This is a genomic window from Gilliamella sp. App6-5 (assembly GCF_001690525.1).
Lineage (GTDB): Bacteria > Pseudomonadota > Gammaproteobacteria > Enterobacterales > Orbaceae > Gilliamella > Gilliamella apicola_H.
In genome coordinates, this window is record NZ_LZGT01000050.1 from 1 (window position 1) to 16,883 (window position 16,883).

The 16,883-nt window shown below is 37.0% G+C and carries 14 protein-coding genes; 10 read left to right on the plus strand and 4 right to left on the minus strand.

What is annotated here, in order from left to right; translation table 11 throughout:
• A partial coding sequence (locus tag A9G24_RS06370; protein WP_141673092.1) for an IS3 family transposase occupies nucleotides 1-437 on the minus strand: 437 nt, incomplete at its 3' end.
• 20 nt (nucleotides 438-457) lie between these two features.
• Complete coding sequence (locus tag A9G24_RS12700; protein ID WP_081297217.1) at nucleotides 458-625, minus strand: transposase; 168 nt, start codon at nucleotides 623-625, stop codon at nucleotides 458-460.
• A gap of 1,016 nt (nucleotides 626-1,641) precedes the next feature.
• On the opposite strand from A9G24_RS12700, the gene A9G24_RS06380 reads away from it, so the two are divergent.
• Genes A9G24_RS06380 through tssE form a run of 8 tightly spaced genes read left to right on the plus strand, consistent with a single transcriptional unit; the run spans nucleotide 1,642 to nucleotide 11,831 of the window.
• The gene (locus tag A9G24_RS06380; RefSeq protein ID WP_065638282.1) at nucleotides 1,642-1,908 is read left to right on the plus strand and encodes a PAAR domain-containing protein; all 267 of its coding nucleotides are present in this window, start codon (nucleotides 1,642-1,644) and stop codon (nucleotides 1,906-1,908) included.
• Nucleotides 1,909-1,912: 4 nt separating this feature from the next.
• Complete coding sequence (locus A9G24_RS06385) at nucleotides 1,913-3,043, plus strand: hypothetical protein (protein WP_065638283.1); 1,131 nt, start codon at nucleotides 1,913-1,915, stop codon at nucleotides 3,041-3,043.
• Nucleotides 3,044-3,046: 3 nt separating this feature from the next.
• Nucleotides 3,047-6,385 (plus strand): ImcF-related family protein, encoded by a 3,339-nt coding sequence (locus tag A9G24_RS06390; RefSeq protein ID WP_065638284.1) that lies wholly within the window; start codon nucleotides 3,047-3,049, stop codon nucleotides 6,383-6,385.
• A 33-nt stretch (nucleotides 6,386-6,418) separates the two neighbouring features.
• Nucleotides 6,419-8,029, plus strand: a complete 1,611-nt coding sequence (tssA, locus tag A9G24_RS06395) for a type VI secretion system protein TssA (RefSeq protein WP_065638285.1) — start codon at nucleotides 6,419-6,421, stop codon at nucleotides 8,027-8,029.
• A gap of 58 nt (nucleotides 8,030-8,087) precedes the next feature.
• A complete protein-coding gene (gene tssF / locus A9G24_RS06400; RefSeq protein WP_065638286.1) occupies nucleotides 8,088-9,851 on the plus strand; it encodes a type VI secretion system baseplate subunit TssF in 1,764 nt (587 codons plus the stop codon).
• A complete protein-coding gene (gene tssG / locus A9G24_RS06405) occupies nucleotides 9,815-10,861 on the plus strand; it encodes a type VI secretion system baseplate subunit TssG (protein WP_065638287.1) in 1,047 nt (348 codons plus the stop codon). The genes tssF and tssG overlap by 37 nt, the downstream gene beginning before the upstream one ends.
• A gap of 19 nt (nucleotides 10,862-10,880) precedes the next feature.
• On the plus strand, nucleotides 10,881-11,396 hold the full coding sequence (gene tssJ / locus A9G24_RS06410; RefSeq protein ID WP_065638288.1) for a type VI secretion system lipoprotein TssJ: 516 nt from the start codon (nucleotides 10,881-10,883) through the stop codon (nucleotides 11,394-11,396).
• A complete protein-coding gene (gene tssE, locus A9G24_RS06415; RefSeq protein ID WP_065638289.1) occupies nucleotides 11,397-11,831 on the plus strand; it encodes a type VI secretion system baseplate subunit TssE in 435 nt (144 codons plus the stop codon). It begins immediately after the preceding gene.
• Nucleotides 11,832-12,982: 1,151 nt separating this feature from the next.
• Here the strand turns inward: tssE and A9G24_RS12705 are convergent.
• Nucleotides 12,983-13,132: a transposase gene (locus A9G24_RS12705; protein WP_141673093.1), complete on the minus strand. Its 150-nt coding sequence runs from the start codon at nucleotides 13,130-13,132 to the stop codon at nucleotides 12,983-12,985.
• Nucleotides 13,133-13,307: 175 nt separating this feature from the next.
• Between A9G24_RS12705 and suhB the strand changes: the two genes are divergently transcribed.
• Together suhB and A9G24_RS06425 are read left to right on the plus strand one after the other, a co-directional pair.
• Complete coding sequence (gene suhB, locus A9G24_RS06420) at nucleotides 13,308-14,111, plus strand: inositol-1-monophosphatase (protein ID WP_065638290.1); 804 nt, start codon at nucleotides 13,308-13,310, stop codon at nucleotides 14,109-14,111.
• A 121-nt stretch (nucleotides 14,112-14,232) separates the two neighbouring features.
• Nucleotides 14,233-16,422, plus strand: a complete 2,190-nt coding sequence (locus A9G24_RS06425) for a heavy metal translocating P-type ATPase (protein WP_065638291.1) — start codon at nucleotides 14,233-14,235, stop codon at nucleotides 16,420-16,422.
• A 59-nt stretch (nucleotides 16,423-16,481) separates the two neighbouring features.
• Here A9G24_RS06425 and A9G24_RS06430 read toward each other — a convergent pair whose 3' ends face one another.
• On the minus strand, nucleotides 16,482-16,883 hold the full coding sequence (locus tag A9G24_RS06430; protein ID WP_065638292.1) for a hypothetical protein: 402 nt from the start codon (nucleotides 16,881-16,883) through the stop codon (nucleotides 16,482-16,484).

The following is a 16,883-nucleotide window of genomic DNA, read 5'->3' on the forward strand; positions in this document are numbered from 1 at the left end:
GCAATATCAATCCCTAACGCCTCACGATTAAAGTCATCGATGACATTGAATGTCCTAAAGCGACGTTGATTACGACTACTGTCACTCATAAAATCCATTGACCAACATTCACCTTGTTTATTGGGGACTAATAACCTTTCCGGGCATCGTGGAGGAATGCGTTTTTTACGCTTTACCCTGAGATTAAGCTTTAATTCACAATACACCCGATATACCCGTTTATGATTCCATTGATAGCCGAGCTTTCTGATACGATTAAAACATTTAGGAAAACCCCAGCGTAAATGCCGGTCTGTGACAGCATTCAACACCGAAATAATCACTGAATCATCCTGTAACTTAGGTTGATAATAGTAAGCACAACGGCTTAAGCCAACAATGGCACAACTCATAGCAATAGTAACTGAATGATTTTGTTGTAGTTGCTGTGCCCACATTTTACGTACCTTTGTGGGCACTAAAGCTTTTTTATGATTTCTTCCTGAAGCTGGGATTTTAAGCTCAGTTCGGCAAACATCTGTTTAAGCTTACGGTTTTCAGCCTCCAGCTCTTTTAAGCGTTTGATATCCGAAGTTTCCATTCCGCCGTATTTTTCTCGCCATTTATAGAAAGTTGAATTCCCCATGCCCTATTTACGGCAGAGTTCCTTGACAGGAATACCTGCTTCAGCTTCTTTTAAAATAGCGACGATTTGATGTTCAGTCATTTTTTTCATAATTAAATCCCCTTTACTTTTATCATAGAGAATTTTCTACTTTTGTGCTGTACTATTTTAGGGGATAGTTACAATGCCAAACCACCTGTTTTACCTTGTCTGGGCGATGAGTTTATTTGCATTACTAGAACAAGAGATTAACGTATTAAAATCAATATTCAAAAAATTTGAAGATCAGCTTTTATTGTATGTATTTTTTTATAGTAATTCTTCTGTTTTTATCTGGTGAATTTACGCTGGATAATATTATTTTTGCTGATATTTGGATAGAATACTTTTTGTGCTCCGGATTTTTTTATATTATATTATATAAAAAAATTAAGCAACACATGTTACACTTACGGGGGTAAATTTTTATGCTTTTAGGTTGGTAAGATGCCTATAATATTAATTTATCTATAATAAACAAGCAATATTTTGCTCAATTTCTTTGTGCAGAGAAAATATTTCGCCCAATATAAGGATGTCGCCGATCTAGATATTAGACGGCCTAAATCACAGGGGGGAAAGTATGATATCTTTTTACTATGAGCCAACGTACTTGGCAAAAAAGCGAATAGAGGTTAACAATAAAAAGAAAGCGATGTAAATAATAAAGGTAGCCGTTATTTAAAGTTAATTCTAAAGCAGATGACATTTGATAGTGAAAGATTTTCTTTCTACAAGATATCTTTATATATTGATTAATAAAAACGGTAATTAGAGTAATTTTTAATTCCTGATAAGATATCGCGTAAATATAAAATGAAAATGTAAGCGAAGTTGCAACATAGAGGAGATCAACCAAGTTGGCTTTATCAATTTTAGGCAATAAGTTTATGACAAGTAGGAATGTATTGTTTTATAGAAAATTAAAAGCTATTCAAATATAAAAACTTTAGACATTAGTCAATAAATAATAAACATAAAAATGAAGGGATAAAACAATGGGTAAAAATGTGGTTCGATTAGGCGATCCAACAACACATGGTGGTTCGGTCATATCAGCATCCTCAAAGACAATAATTGAAGGAAAACCTGTCGCTTTGATTGGTGATCTTGTCAGTTGTCCTAAAAAAGATCATGGCATAAATAAAATTATTGAAGGGGCTAAAATGGGCTTTTCTGATGGTAAGCTTGTGGTCATTGATCAGTGTTTATGTGAATGTGGCTGTAAGGTTCTTTCTACAATTAGCTCTGCAATAATGGAATAATATTATGTCTTGGTCTAAACCTATCATCATTGATTCATTAAAAGCGCCTAAAGCATTACATCGTGGATGGTGGCTATTCTTTTTTATCGTATTAATTTTAATTTCAAGTATCGCGCTTGCTTTAATGTGGACTGATAACAATTATTTTTTGCAATGGCAGTTTTGGTTAAGCATTGTATTGATTTCGACCGTAATAGAGGGTATTGCTATTAGTATTCGGCTTTATCTTTATGGGCTGGCGCAAGAAGAATATGAACTATGGCTACATGAACAAAAGAATATTGAGCAAAATTGGCAAAATTGGGCAATGCAATCATTAGTTGTTCTTGATAGTTTCTATGTTTTACCAAATGAACTCAAACTAAAAGACCTTTTGACAAATAATCCTGATGCGACTTCTAAAATTAATAAATCAATAGCATTTGAAGAAAAATTTGATTTGATTGAATCTATTGAAAGTTTATTTGTGTCAATGCGAGATGTGTTATCACAACTTCCTATTAAAGAACCGATCAATGTTATTGTTTACTCATCACCTGAATCATATGGTCTTATTGAAAATAAGTTTAATGATGTTTGTGGTAGTGTAAAAATAGCACAACCTTATACAGTATCCCACCATGTTATGAATCATAGTGATATTGATAAATTAAATGAATGGATTGATAGTTCTCAATCAGCCATACACTTAATTATTATTAATAACACTAGCTCTTCAGGAACGGCTTTCTTGTGTGCTTTTTTATTGATGGATAAGGCATACTATCAAGATTTAGCAATTGACATAGCAAAAAGTGAAATTTTAAGGCCAATGATAACCTCGGATATGCCTTTAGGCGTTCAGCAGATGGCCGAAATCCAACCAGCCATTCATCAGATAAAACAACTTTGGTTTTCAAATCTTGATAACAAAAAACAAGTAGATGTTACTAAACAGTTGGCTGAATGGGAAATTTCTCCTGAACAGATGTATCAATTAGAAAGTATTGTTGGTAATCAAACAGAATTTTCTTTCTGGCTTTCACTAGCATTGACATGCGAAACGGTAATTCAAACAAAACAAAATAATTTAATTGCAGCAATAAACCAAAATCAATGGTTGCTTTCAGTCGTGACAGCAGTAAATGGGGAATAGTAAATGAAAAATAAATGGAAAAACATTGGTTATATTTTGCTTATATTTTTAGGCACCATATTATTAACCTTAGCACTTATTTTTTTTGGTGATAAGTTTGGTTATGACACAATGAAGGAAAAAACCTCCATTTGGGTGCAAGTAATGTTACTGCTATTAGGTTTGTTATTTTTACCCGCTATCTTCACAATGGGATACAAATTATGGAATCAAGAAAAAGCTAAGCGTGAGGGACTTAACCCAACAGAAAATAAAAAGCAAAAACAACGAAAAGTCATTCCATTTGCTGAATTTCTGGATATTCAAAAACAGTGTCGATATCGTTATGGCTTTTTTTGGCGTTATAAAGTTTGTAAATGTTTAGTTTTGGGGCATCACTCTGACGTTGAGCATTTATTACCTAATTTGTCACAAGATCAATGGCAATTGTCTGATAATACACTCATGGTGTACGGTGGCGATATTCAAGATGAGCCAAATACACAATGGTTAGAAACCTTAAAAAAATATTTCTCACGTATTTTACCATTTTTTAGCAAACCGCTTGATGCAGTTATTTGGATTGCGCCTAAGCATTATCTTAATGATAACCGCCAACAACAATTATTGCTTGAAAAGGCGGTATTAAAGCTGCAAGCTCGTAATAAAGTTTTAAAATGGTCTGCGCCGCTTTATTTAGTTGCGGGGCAGCTGTGTGAATGGTCACAAACAGGGCGGGTAGAGCAGAGTGTTGGCGTGCTTTTCACTGAGTTAAAACAAGAGGACATGGAATCGGTTGTTGTGTCTCTTAATCAATTAGCAAAAGAGTGTAGTCAACGTGGCGTAAGGCAACTTAAAGATAATACTTGTTATTCGTTTTTGCTCAAATTAAGTCAGGATTTAGTTAAGCGCGATATCACGAATATTAGACGTTATTTAACATCCCTAATTGCTTTTCCTTATTCTCCTCATGTTCGAGGACTCTTTTTTGCTCCTCCTCAATCAAAGTCAAATAATGAAAATATGCCCATTTTTGAGCATTCTTTAGCCATGACTCCGACATGGCAATCAATTCGAGATGATGCTAATTCACAAATGGGGCGACGCATGGGGATCCAATGGGATATTTGGTCTTGTTATGCACTACTTTCACTTATGGGCGTAATGTGTATAGCGCTGTGTACTTCGTATTTTCGAAATGCATCGCTTATTGATGATAGTTTTGAACTTGTTAAGCAAGCTGATGATTCCATTAAACAAGATTATACTTCACGGTTGCAAATACAACAGCAGTTACAACAGCATTTAGAGCAGTTACTTTATCGTCAACAACATGGTGCGCCCTTATTTAATCGGTTTGGCTTAAATCATAATGATGAGGTACTTAAAAGAATGTGGCTTACCTATCGCGCCACAAATTCACGTAATATTGCTACGCCATTTCATAATATCATGACCGATTATTTGAACTTATTAACTGAATTACCACCAGGTGATTCTCGTCGGGAAAAATTAGTCGATTCTGCATATGATGTATTAAAAGCCTATTTAATGATGGGATACCCAGATAAGAGTGATGGGATTTATTTGAGTCAGTTTGCTACAACTAAATGGCGAGCGCCAGAAGGTGTGAGTGATGGTGATTGGCAACGACTTATGCCTGATTTGGTTCGTTTTTGGGGGCAGATGCTTAATTTACATCCTGATTGGGCGCAAAGTAATGATACTCGTTTAGTAAAAGACGTTAGACAAATTTTAATTAATAAAATTGGTGTACAAAATGCTGTTAATACACTTTATCAAGAGATGATTCAACGAGCGAGCCAGCATTATGCAAATCAAAATTTGAATCAGTTACTTGAAGGGTTAGATAGTCAAATGCTGTTTTCAACGGATACCGAGATTCCTGGCGTTTATACTCGCAAAGCTTGGGATAATACTATTAAAGATGAAATTGCTGAGGTGGCAAAATATCGAAAAGAACAAATTGATTGGGTATTGAGTGATGGAGAAAATGATTTAACGGCTTCAATTTCCCCTGATACGTTAAAAAAACAACTAACCGACCGTTATTTTAGTGAATATGGTGCTGCATGGTTAAACTTTTTAAATACAATCCAGTGGCATTCATCTAATAATGTTTCAGATGTTATTGAGCAACTGACATTACTTGCTGATACTCGTCAGTCTCCTTTAATTGCTTTAATCAATGTGGTTAAGTATCAGTCTGAAGTTGCTTATTCAGGTGATGGTTTATCCGATAATTTAATTCGTTCTGCCCAAGAGTTGATTGGAAATAAATCAAAGACAGGATTGCCGATAAATAACGAGGCCTCTGGACCATTAACAGCAACATTTTTACCTGTTACTAGTTTGCTTAATAATAACAATACGAATGGACTTTCTTTGCAGACCTATTTGTTACGCATTACTCAAGTTCGTTTAAAATTACAAAATATAGCCAATAGTGCCGATCCTCAAGCGATGATGCAAGGATTAGCGAAAAGTGTTTTTAAAGGTACTTCGATTGATTTAACCGAAACGCGAGATTATGGAAACTTAATTGCCGCTAATTTAGGTGAAGAGTGGTCTGGATTTGGTTATAGCTTATTTAAACGACCGCTAGAACAATCATGGCAAGTGGTGTTAGCACCAGCGGCCAATAGTTTTAATGAGGTTTGGCAAAATTATATTGTTAGCCAATGGGAAAAATCTTTTGCTGGTCGCTATCCTTTTAAGAATAGTGACAACGAAGCATCATTGGCTGAGCTAGCCCGTTTTTTACGTGCCGATACAGGAATTATTGATAGTTTTATCACCAGTGAGCTAAGTGGCGTGTTGGAAAAGAAAGGTGGAAGTTGGGTTATCAATTCTGTCAATGCTCAAGGTCTTAATTTTTCACCCAAGTTTCTTGATGCGTTGGAATTATTTAATGAATTATCGGCAGAGCTGCTTACAACAGGGGATGTCGCTTTATCATTTGATATCATGCCGCGTAGTGGTAGCAAAATTACGCGGACAGAATTGGTGGTTAATAAGCAAAAGCTGGAGTATTTTAACCAGTCTCCTACTTGGAAACGCTTTAATTGGCCAGGCGATGGATACTCACCTTATTCACAGCTAAGCTGGAGTAGTGATACGTCAGGATTACGGCTTTATAAATACTATAGTGGTGATTGGGCGTGGATCCGTTTACTTGGTTCAGCTTCTGTCAAACCGTTGGATTCAAGCCGTTATGAAATTGTTTGGAAAGCACCAGATCAACGTAAGTTAAGATTTATTTTACGTACTCAGTTAGGGGGTGGTCCATTAACATTATTGAAGTTACGTAATTTTACTTTACCGAAAACGGTATTTGAATAACAATTAATTAAAATAAAATATTGGATTATTATTATGTTTAGCCAATTATTAAGCCGTTTTTTAGGGCAACAAACCCCTAGTCAATCTGTGACAAGGGAGTTAAACCAACGTTGGAATGATTGGTTGCAACCCATTGCACCAGACAAGCCTACAGGTGAGGATCTAACCTATCACGATACATTCCAAGAAATTAAAGAAGAGATCGCAAAATTGTCAGGGGTTGATTACCCACTGATTATTACTGAAAGTGAAACAATATTAAAACAAAATAGTAAAGATATTCGTGTTGCAACTTATTATTGTTTGGCACGCTTATATATCGATGGTGCGGATGGCTTTGCTGATGGTGTTGAGCTGTTAGCTGGGTTACTGGATAAATTTGGTTCATCAATTTACCCTTCACGGCATAATATTCGTAAAAATGCGGTAGAATGGCTTGCTAATGCAAAATTTGTTGATCAACTTACTCAATTACGTCCTATACCTGAACTTTGCTTGACGCGTATTATTGTTGCGTTAAATCAAATTGATCATTGTTGCCAAAAACTTTTTGTTAGTGATGATCCTAATCAACCTATTGACTCGCCAGATTTGTCAGCGTTAGTTCACTTTTTTAATAGTGGTATAAGTCAACCTGTTAAAACGGCCAATGTTGCGCAAGCCTCTCCGGTAGCCCCAGAACCTTCTTCGCAATTAGATTCGCCTAAAAATATAACTGGCATGAAGATTGGTTCTCAACGGGATTTGCTCGATCTGGCCCGAAAAATGGCGACTTTTTTACGTGAAAAGCCTGATGGTTATCTTGCTGCTGGTCGCTTTTTAAGGGTGCTGAGATGGGATACGATTATTGATTTACCGCCTGCTGATCATCGGGGAAAAACACGACTACCTGCCCCAAGAACAGAGCTTAAACAGCATATTAACCGTTTAATTCTTCAACAACAATGGTCAGAGCTTTTTGAACGTGTTGAAGCTGCTTTTATGGAAAGTGCTAATCATTTTTGGTTAGATTTGCAACGGGCAACGGTAATGTCGTTACAAAAAATGGGACAGCCTTATCAATCATGGGCGGATATTTATTTAACCGATATTGGGTTGATGTTAGAGCGGTTAAATGGTGTTGAGCACCTATTTTTTGAAAATGGTATGCCATTTGCTGATGATGAAACATTAGATTGGATTGCAAATAATGCGCGTATTCATCATTTAGATGAAGGTGACAGTATGCAACCCATTGCAGTATCTGCTGATGATGATTGGAATGAAATTGAAAAGCAAGCTTTAGAGCTAGCTCATGCTGAAAGTTTAGAAAAAGCGTTTTATTGGCTACAAAACTTGCCATTGTTACGTTCCCCTAAACAACGCTTTTTATTGCAATATACACAGGCAAGAGTTGCAGAGCAACTTGGCAAGCAAGATATTGCATTAAAGTTATTTATTGGTTTGAATAATCAGCAACAATCCTTGACATTATTACAGTGGGAGCAAGAATTGGTGTTTGAGGTTAAGCGATGTTTATTGCGATTAATCAAGCAAAAAACGAAATCTAAAGAGATAATCAAGCCACATTTGTTAGAGTTAGTTGAGTTATTACAACAAGAGCTAATTCATCTAGATCCAGCAAGGGCATTAAGTGTGATGTAATTTTATCAACGATAAAAAATAATCAGACTAAATAATATAAAGAATAAAGAGATAAACAATGGATGATTTAATTTTACGTTATTATGAATCAGAAATGCGTTACTTGCGAGATGCAGGAAAAGAATTTTCGAAAATTCACCCTGATAGAGCAAGTCAACTGAATTTAGATCGCGTTGGTGATCGTGATCCTTATGTGGAGCGATTATTTGAAGGCTTTGCTTTTTTAACTGGGCGGCTACGCCAAAAAATTGATGATGATTTACCTGAACTTACTGAAAGTTTAGTAAGCCTACTTTGGCCACACTATTTGCGGTTAATTCCGTCATTGTCTATTATTGAATTAACGCCAAATTATATGACATTATCTTGCCCAGAAGTGATTCCCAAAGGATTACAAGTACAGACAGAACCACTTGGTCAGGCAGGTACGCAGTGCCCATATCGTACGACACAAGCAGTAAAACTACAACCAATACAAATCAGTCAAGCAAAAATAGGTATCAATTATGATGGTCGAAGCATGATTACGCTTCGTCTCCGTTTTGGTGAGTTAGCTGATCTTAAACTACTTGACTTGTCCCAACTACGATTATATTTAAATGCAGATGGACCGATTGCATCAGCGTTATATTATGCGTTAACACAGCAGGTAGCTTCAATATACTTGCGTTATGCAACCCAACCTGAAAAACGCATAAATTTGCAAGGTAAAATAACCCCAGTCGGTTTTGGTGACGATGAGCGTTTGTGGTTAAAACCTGATAATGCTTTTGCTGGGTATCAACTATTATTAGAGTATTTTGCATTTCGTGAAAAATTTATGTTTGTTGATTTACATGGATTAGAGCAACATGCTATTCCGGAACAATGTGATTACATTGATATCGAACTATTGCTTAATCAAACTTGGCCAAGTGATATGCCTTTTGACCATAGCAATATTCGTTTGCATTGTGTACCAGCCATTAATTTATTCGATATGGAAGCTGATCCTATTGTTGTTAACCAATTAGAAAGTGAATATTTGCTTCGTCCATTATTGCGTCAAAGTGGACATGTTGAGGTTCATTCTGTTGAGCATGTCGAGTCTATCACTCGTAATGGACGTTACCACTATGTCCCTTTTACGAGCTTTAAACATCGAGGTGGTATGTTACGGCATGATGCTCCAGAAAGGTATTATCATACTCGAGTTCGTAAAGGTGCATCGGGTTTACACGATACTTGGTTGATTTTGGGCGGTAAGGTTTGGGATAAAGACGATGAGCTTGAGCCAGAAACTTTATCATTACGCATTACTGGCACTAATGGCATGTTACCGCGTAAAGCATTACGTAATGCTCGAATTCATGAGCTGTGTCATTCGCAAAATTTTATTGCAAAAGTGCGAAATTTATGTTCTCCAACGTTACCTTGTTATCCTCCAACAGAAGATCGCTTTTATTGGCGAGTGCTATCGCATTTAGCACCTAATTATCTGTCATTAATGAATGCAGAAGTATTGCGTGGAACACTTGCTTTATATGATTGGACAGATAACGAATTAAATCGCCGGCGTTTAGAGGGAATAGTAGACGTTTCTCATCGAATGATTAAACGTGTTGAAAAAGGGATGTTGCAACGCGGTATAGAAATTGAGGTGACAATTAATAGTTACCAATTTACAGGTGATGGTGATGTGATGCTTTTTGGTGAATTGTTACACCAATTTTTTGCATTATATGCCGATGTTAACTTATTTACGCAATTAGCGATTATAGTTTTACCAACAGGAAATAAAATTGTATGGCATCACAGCAAAGCATCGAAAGCAGTCCTTTAATGCAGGCTCTTGAAAAGAACCTGCCAAAAATGAATTTTTATCGTTTTTGTCAATTAATTGAACAAATTTATGCAGATGGTCCTGTATTGGGTAAACACGAAACCCCAACAGCGGATCCTTTGCGTTTTGCTCCATCTATCGATATGTCTTTTCCTGCCAGTGAATTGAAATATATAGAGAGGGCACCTTATATTAATCGGCCAACAACAGTTAGAACTCGATTTTTAGGGTTGTATGGTGTTGATGCTGTATTACCTCTTGGCTTACTTGATAATATTATTCGTCGTGAAGAAAACTATCAAGCCATGACCGACTTTTTAGATATATTTAACCATCGAATAATAACCCAATTTTATCGGATTTGGTTGAAATATCATTATCCAGCAAGCTTTTTAGATGGTGGAAAAGATCCAATATCATTATGTTTACTTGGATTAACGGGATTTGGTATTGAAGGGACAAGTAAACAAATTGGTACGCCACTATCTCGTTTTTTAGCATTATTAGGTTTAATTACACAAAAAACACGTACAGCCGAAGGTATAGTTGGGTTAGTGCGAGTGTTAGTCAATGATGCAAAAGTTGTTGTAAGTGAGTTTCATCCAGTTTGGCAATCAATTGATAATCCCGCACAGTTGGGGGGGAAACGACATGAACGAGCTGCTTTAGATGGTGGTGCTATATTAGGATCTCGCTTTAGAGAATGTAATCAAACCATCCATATTGCAATTACTCCACAATACGAAAGCCAGATTGCAGACTTACTACCTGGTGGGCAATTATATCATGACTTATTGGCTCTATTACGCGCTTACTTGGGATATCAAGTGGATGCCAAAATGACGCTCTATATTCAGCGCCAATTTTTACCTCGTAGTCAATTGGTATCTAAAAATAGTCGATTAGGACAAACCGCATCGTTTACTAAAAAAACAGTAGATGGTGAACCTATTCAAGATGAAGTCGCTGTAAATTTAGGCTGCTATTGCGGCATTAGTTATGCAGCATAATATAAAGAAAGGAATAAATATGAAAATAATTAATATATTCATTACTATCTTATTAACTATGTGTCTAACAGGATGTGGTATTGCGCAAAGTGTCTCAGAAAAAGCAACTGATTTGAGCAACTCTGTTTTTAAATGGGATGTAAGAACTTTACATTTAGATATTACAGCAAGAGCTGAGTTAAATATAGATGATGAAGGGCGATCCTCACCAGTTGTGATTCGAATTTATCAATTAAAAGAAGCTGACGTTTTTAATTCTGTTGCTTATCAAGAGTTAGTTGATCAAGATAGTGATGAACTAAAAGATTCATTGATTGAAAGTAAAGAAATAGTATTAAAGCCAGATACCGCGATTTCTATTGATGTTGCATTTGATAAAAAGGCTAAAGTGGTAGGTATTGCTGCGCTTTATAAAGAACCAGACTTAAAAGATAATAGCTGGCGACTAGTGTTAAAACGCGGAGACTTAAACATTACTCAACCACGTCAAATAATCGCAAGTCAATACACAATAAAATTGGTGGAAGAAAAATAAATGGGTGCGTCATTATACGACCAGCTTTATGGTTATTTTGAATCAGGCATAGCCGTTGAAGATGTAAGTGAAAATGAACAGACAATTATCAGCGTAATGGATAATATTGAACGTATTTTAAATAGCCGAGCAGGTGCTGTAAAACACATGCCAGATTATGGATTACCCGATATGTCAACGATCTTTCAAGCTTTACCGTCATCGGCTTATGTTTTAATGAGAGCAATTGAGAAAACACTGCTTCTTTATGAACCAAGGCTTGCATCAATTAAGGTTAATATTGCAGAAGAAAGCAGTGATTCAATGGTGCTTGGTTATGAACTTATTTGTCATTTTAAAGAAGGTGGACTAGTTAAGTATGGAACTTATTTTATGCCTGATGGCAAAGCGTGTTTGAAATATACACGAAAAGAACGCAATTATAGATACAGCTAAGAAACAGTAGTTCATACTTAAGCTGATATAGGCTAATTATGCATCGGTATTTATTTTGGCAAAATGGGGGAAAGATGAATAAAATAAGTCTTTCAGTTACTTTTACTTAAACTAAAAGCATATAGTGACGGAATCGCGTTTCACCCGTAAAGGCAATTGCACAAAATCTAGGATGGGAAAATGACGATAATAAAATTTAGCTTGGTGATTTAAAATTCATCTATCATATTTTTTAAAATCATTTTCTATCATACAAAGTATAATCTGTGTAAGAAAATATCGGGTTATTTACATTTTATGATTAAATTAACCCGCTAAAAACACATAGGGCTTTTTACCAGACATTGCTTAAGCTTTTGTTCTCTCTCTTTTACATCTCTAACTATTTGCTGGTTATGCCACATCGCCATAAAAGTCCCGTTAGCAAGCGGGTATCGTGAATTCCTGATTAATTATGATGCTGATCGCAGGTTTTAACGAATGGTTACCGCGAAGCTTCGACTCATCACGAAACGGTATAGAATCCTGAATATTTTTTACAAAAAATACAGCCTAAAATTAACTGCCTTGTCTTTATTCAAGTCCCTATCGCTTTCGGCTTTTCCCCGTTGTTTGAGCTAGGCGGTTTGTGAATTTTTGATTGATACGATGCTGATCGCAGGTTTTAACGAATAGTGACTGCGAAGCTTCGACTCATCACGAAACGGTATAGAATCCTGAATATTTTTTACAAAAAATACAGTCTAAAAGTAAACAACCCGCCTTTATTCAAGTCCTTATCGTTTTCGGCTTTCCCCGTTGTTTGAGCTAGACGGTTTTGTGAATTTCTGATTGATACGATGCTGATCGCAGGTTTTAACGAATGGTTACCGCGAAGCTTCGACTCATCACGAAACGGTATAGAATCCTGAATATTTTTTACAAAAAATACAGCCTAAAATTAACTGCATTGTCTTTATTCAAGTCCCTATCGCTGTCGGCTTTTCCCCGTTGTTTGAGCTAGGCGGTTTGTGAATTTTTGATTGATCGATGCTGATCGCAGGTTTTAACGAATGGTTACCGCGAAGCTTCGACTCATCACGAAACGGTATAGAATCCTGAATATTTTTTACAAAAATATAACCTATAAAGTGAACAGTGATGTAAATACCTCATAGTGAGCATACAACTGACGTAGAAAATGACGCCGCTTGTTTTAGTGTTTTATATTCAATGGATGTCTTATTATTTAATGCCTTATGCGGTCTTTCGGTGTTATAAATAGAATGTTCTATTTTGTGCTGTTTTTTGACCACAAACATCCCAAGTTTCCATGGCTTTTACTAACAGCCCAGCCAAAACTATTTTACCTATCAATTCCAACACACTCTGGCAATAAAGTCGCAAAACCTTTATACTATGCGGTAATTTTTAGTATCTCTGAATCAGTCTTACTAAATCAATCCGTTCTTTAACATCATCAATTGGAAGAAAATTATGCATCCGATGCTGAATATTGCTATTCGCGCTGCTCGTAAAGCAGGCAATGTGGCCATTAAGGCTTATGAAAATCCTAGTTCAATCGAAATCGAAGCCAAAGGCGCTAATGATTTTGCCACTAATGCTGATCGTGCGGCTGAAGCTTTGATTATTGAAACAATCAAAAAAGCCTATCCCGACCATACTATTATTGCCGAAGAAAGTGGGCTTGCTAAAGGTAATGATGCCGATACACAGTGGATAATTGATCCAATTGATGGTACGACTAACTTTATCAAAAATATCCCTCATTTTGCTGTATCAATTGCTGCGCGAGTTAAAGGGAAAACCGAAATTGCCGTGGTTTATAATCCAATGAGTAATGAGCTGTTTACAGCTGCTCGTGGTAAAGGCGCTCAACTTAATGGTTACCGCATTCGTGTAAGTAATGCCAAAGATTTAGACGGTAGCGTACTGGCAACAGCTTTCCCGTTTAAAGCTAAACAATACAGCGACAGCTATTTTGCTGTTTTGCAAAAGTTGTTTGTTAAGTGTGGCGATTTTCGTCGCGCAGGTTCGGCCGCTTTAGATTTGGCTTATGTTGCCGCAGGTCGTTTAGATGGCTTTTTTGAAATTGGCTTAAAACCATGGGATATCGCTGCTGGTGAGCTGATTTTGCGTGAGGCTGGCGGCGTTATTACCGATTTTGCTGGTGGTAATAATTATATGGTTTCGGGCAATGTTGTGGCTGGTAATCCTAGAATTGTAAAAGATTTATTAGTTTCTACCCAAAACGATTGGCCAGAAAAATTACGTAACTAATTTCCTTTCTTTTTTCACAGGGTTTTATAAGCCCTGTGATCACCGCTTTATTTTTGTGCATAACCTCTAATATTCAGTATATACTAACTTTAAACTCCATAAACCATATAGGGTATATATCATGAACACGGTCCAATATCATTTTATTGTTGAAGATATGAGCTGCGCATCTTGTGTTGGGCGCGTTGAAAAAGCACTTAAAAAAGTCGATGGTGTGATTGATGTTAGCGTTAATCTCGCCACCGAAAAAGCAACGGTTGATGCTGATGCATATGTAAAGCTCGAAACATTGATGTCTGCGGTTGATAAAGCGGGTTATCATGCGGTTAAAATTACTGAGACAGCAGGTGATCAAAAAAAATTGAAAAAACAATTAGCTAACTGGACTATTGTTACTGCTGTAATACTGGCTATGCCTTTTGTGTTGCCTATGTTATTAGCGCCGTTTGGGATAAATTGGATGATACCTGCTTGGTTGCAATGGGGGATTGCATCGGTTGTACAATTTGGCTTGGGGGCTAAATTTTATCGAAGTGGCTTTAGTGCTGTTAAAGCAGGGGCTGGCAATATGGATTTATTGGTTGCTATCGGCACAAGTGCTGCGTATGGATTATCGGTTTATCAGGTGATGACTGGCAATGGTGAACATCTTTATTTTGAATCGTCAGTTATTATTATTACCTTAATCTTGATCGGTAAATGGCTAGAATCAAGAGCTAAACATCAAACCACCCAAGCAATTGCAGCGCTTAGTGCGCTACGGCCAGATGTTGCGTTAGTCAAGCAAGGTGATCAAGAAGTGAGTTTACCCATTAGCCAAGTTAATGTGGGGGATATTGTTATTGTTAAGCCCGGCGAGCGTATTGCTGTTGATGGTATTGTGATTGAAGGTACATCAAGTAGCGATGAATCGATGTTAACCGGTGAGAGCTTGCCTGTAAATAAATCCGTTAACGATGTGGTGACTGGTGGTACGATTAATGGTGAAGGCTTACTACTTGTTAAAACCACAGCTATTCAGGCCGATTCTACTTTATCTAAAATCATTGAAATGGTTGAATCGGCTCAGGCCAAGAAAGCGCCGATTCAACGAATCGTTGATCGCATTAGTGCGATTTTTGTGCCGGTGATTTTATTGATTGCACTAGTTACGCTATTGGCTTGGGGAATGATATTGCATGATTGGCAGCAAGCATTACTTTATGCGGTTGCGGTGTTAGTAATTGCTTGCCCATGTGCGTTAGGCTTGGCAACACCAACCGCGATTATGGTGGGGACTGGGGTGGCTGCTCGCCATGGTATTTTAATTAAAGATGCCGAAGCGTTAGAAACGCTGCACAATGTTAATACGGTCGCATTTGATAAAACCGGCACTCTCACCATCGGTAAGCCTGAATTAGTCGAAATGGATATTATAGGCAGTGAGACGCCCGATCAAATTTTATCGCTCGCCGCATCATTACAAGCTGGTAGTGAGCATCCACTTGCCAAAGCCATTTTAAGTAAGGCTAAAGAGTATGGTTATGCTCAAAATATTACCTCGGTAGCAGGATCGGGGGTGATGGCAACTGTTGATAATACGGAGTATTATTTAGGTAGCTTGCGATGGATGAAATCATTAAATGCCTATTTTGTTGGTATGGATGATAAGATTAATGAGTTAGCCAGTAAAGGTTACACCATTTCATTTTTAGCTAAGCAGCAATTAGAAGGTAATGTGGTGATATTAGCGCTATTTGGTTTTGCTGATGTAATCAAGCAAGAAGCAAAAAATGCCATTGAAGCATTGCATCAGTTAAATGTAAAAAACGTTATGTTAACCGGAGATAACCAGAAAGCGGCGAATTACGTTGGGCAGCAGTTAGGCTTGGATAAAGTCATTGCTGAAGTGTTACCGCAAGATAAAGCCAATTATGTTTATCAATTACAAAAAGAAAGTCATGTTGATAGCCATAATCGAGTGGCAATGGTGGGGGATGGGATTAATGATGCGCCAGCATTGGCTGCTGCGGATATTGGTATAGCCATGGGCACGGGCACCGATGTGGCTATGCATGCAGCAAGTATTACTCTTATGCGTGGTAATCTGTTTTTAATTGCTGATGCAATTGATATTTCGCGCCGAACTTATCATAAAATTAAACAAAATCTATTTTGGGCATTTTTCTATAATTTGATTGGTATTCCGCTAGCGGCATTCGGTTTTTTAAATCCAATGATAGCCGGTGCTGCCATGGCGTTAAGTAGCGTGAGTGTGGTTACTAATGCGTTGTTACTTAAACGTTGGAAAGCAAGATCGGAAAATAGATAGTGTAGTTTGGTTTGGTAAGGAGGCTTATAGCCTCCTTTATTCTTGGTTAGAATTAAAAGTCATTGAATAGAATAATAGCCAAGATAACTATATTTTTGTTTTGGTGACTCAATAGTTTTAGGACGGTATCGATCCAACAGCATATTACTAAATTTATTTTCTGGATCTAACCGTGCTTTAAGTTTAAAAAAACGCTCGGCTTGTGGATATGCGCGCTGAAACTGTTCAGCGGTTGCATGTAATTGATAGGGTAAATAATAACTGCCAGCATTGGCTAGTACCGCATCGATTAACTCTCGAGTCCAGATCCCTACCTGCTCTTTACTATGTTCATCGGTCGTTTGCTGATAATAAATAACAAAAGCAAACAATTCCGTTTTGGCCCATGTCAGCAACGAACCGCTATCTGGATTTGCATGTCGAATAGAAATATTGATGATATTCGCCTGATGTTTTTTCAC

Bases quoted from the DNA above. Each gene is read 5' to 3' on its own strand.
- A9G24_RS12705 (WP_141673093.1), bottom strand. From the start codon at position 13,132: ATGTTTGTGGTCAAAAAACAGCACAAAATAGAACATTCTATTTATAAC.
- A9G24_RS06380 (WP_065638282.1), top strand. From the start codon at position 1,642: ATGGGTAAAAATGTGGTTCGATTAGGCGATCCAACAACACATGGTGGT.
- suhB (WP_065638290.1), top strand. From the start codon at position 13,308: ATGCATCCGATGCTGAATATTGCTATTCGCGCTGCTCGTAAAGCAGGC.
- A9G24_RS06390 (WP_065638284.1), top strand. From the start codon at position 3,047: ATGAAAAATAAATGGAAAAACATTGGTTATATTTTGCTTATATTTTTA.
- A9G24_RS06425 (WP_065638291.1), top strand. From the start codon at position 14,233: ATGAACACGGTCCAATATCATTTTATTGTTGAAGATATGAGCTGCGCA.
- tssG (WP_065638287.1), top strand. From the start codon at position 9,815: ATGGCATCACAGCAAAGCATCGAAAGCAGTCCTTTAATGCAGGCTCTT.
- tssJ (WP_065638288.1), top strand. From the start codon at position 10,881: ATGAAAATAATTAATATATTCATTACTATCTTATTAACTATGTGTCTA.
- A9G24_RS06385 (WP_065638283.1), top strand. From the start codon at position 1,913: ATGTCTTGGTCTAAACCTATCATCATTGATTCATTAAAAGCGCCTAAA.
- tssF (WP_065638286.1), top strand. From the start codon at position 8,088: ATGGATGATTTAATTTTACGTTATTATGAATCAGAAATGCGTTACTTG.
- tssA (WP_065638285.1), top strand. From the start codon at position 6,419: ATGTTTAGCCAATTATTAAGCCGTTTTTTAGGGCAACAAACCCCTAGT.
- tssE (WP_065638289.1), top strand. From the start codon at position 11,397: ATGGGTGCGTCATTATACGACCAGCTTTATGGTTATTTTGAATCAGGC.
- A9G24_RS12700 (WP_081297217.1), bottom strand. From the start codon at position 625: ATGGGGAATTCAACTTTCTATAAATGGCGAGAAAAATACGGCGGAATG.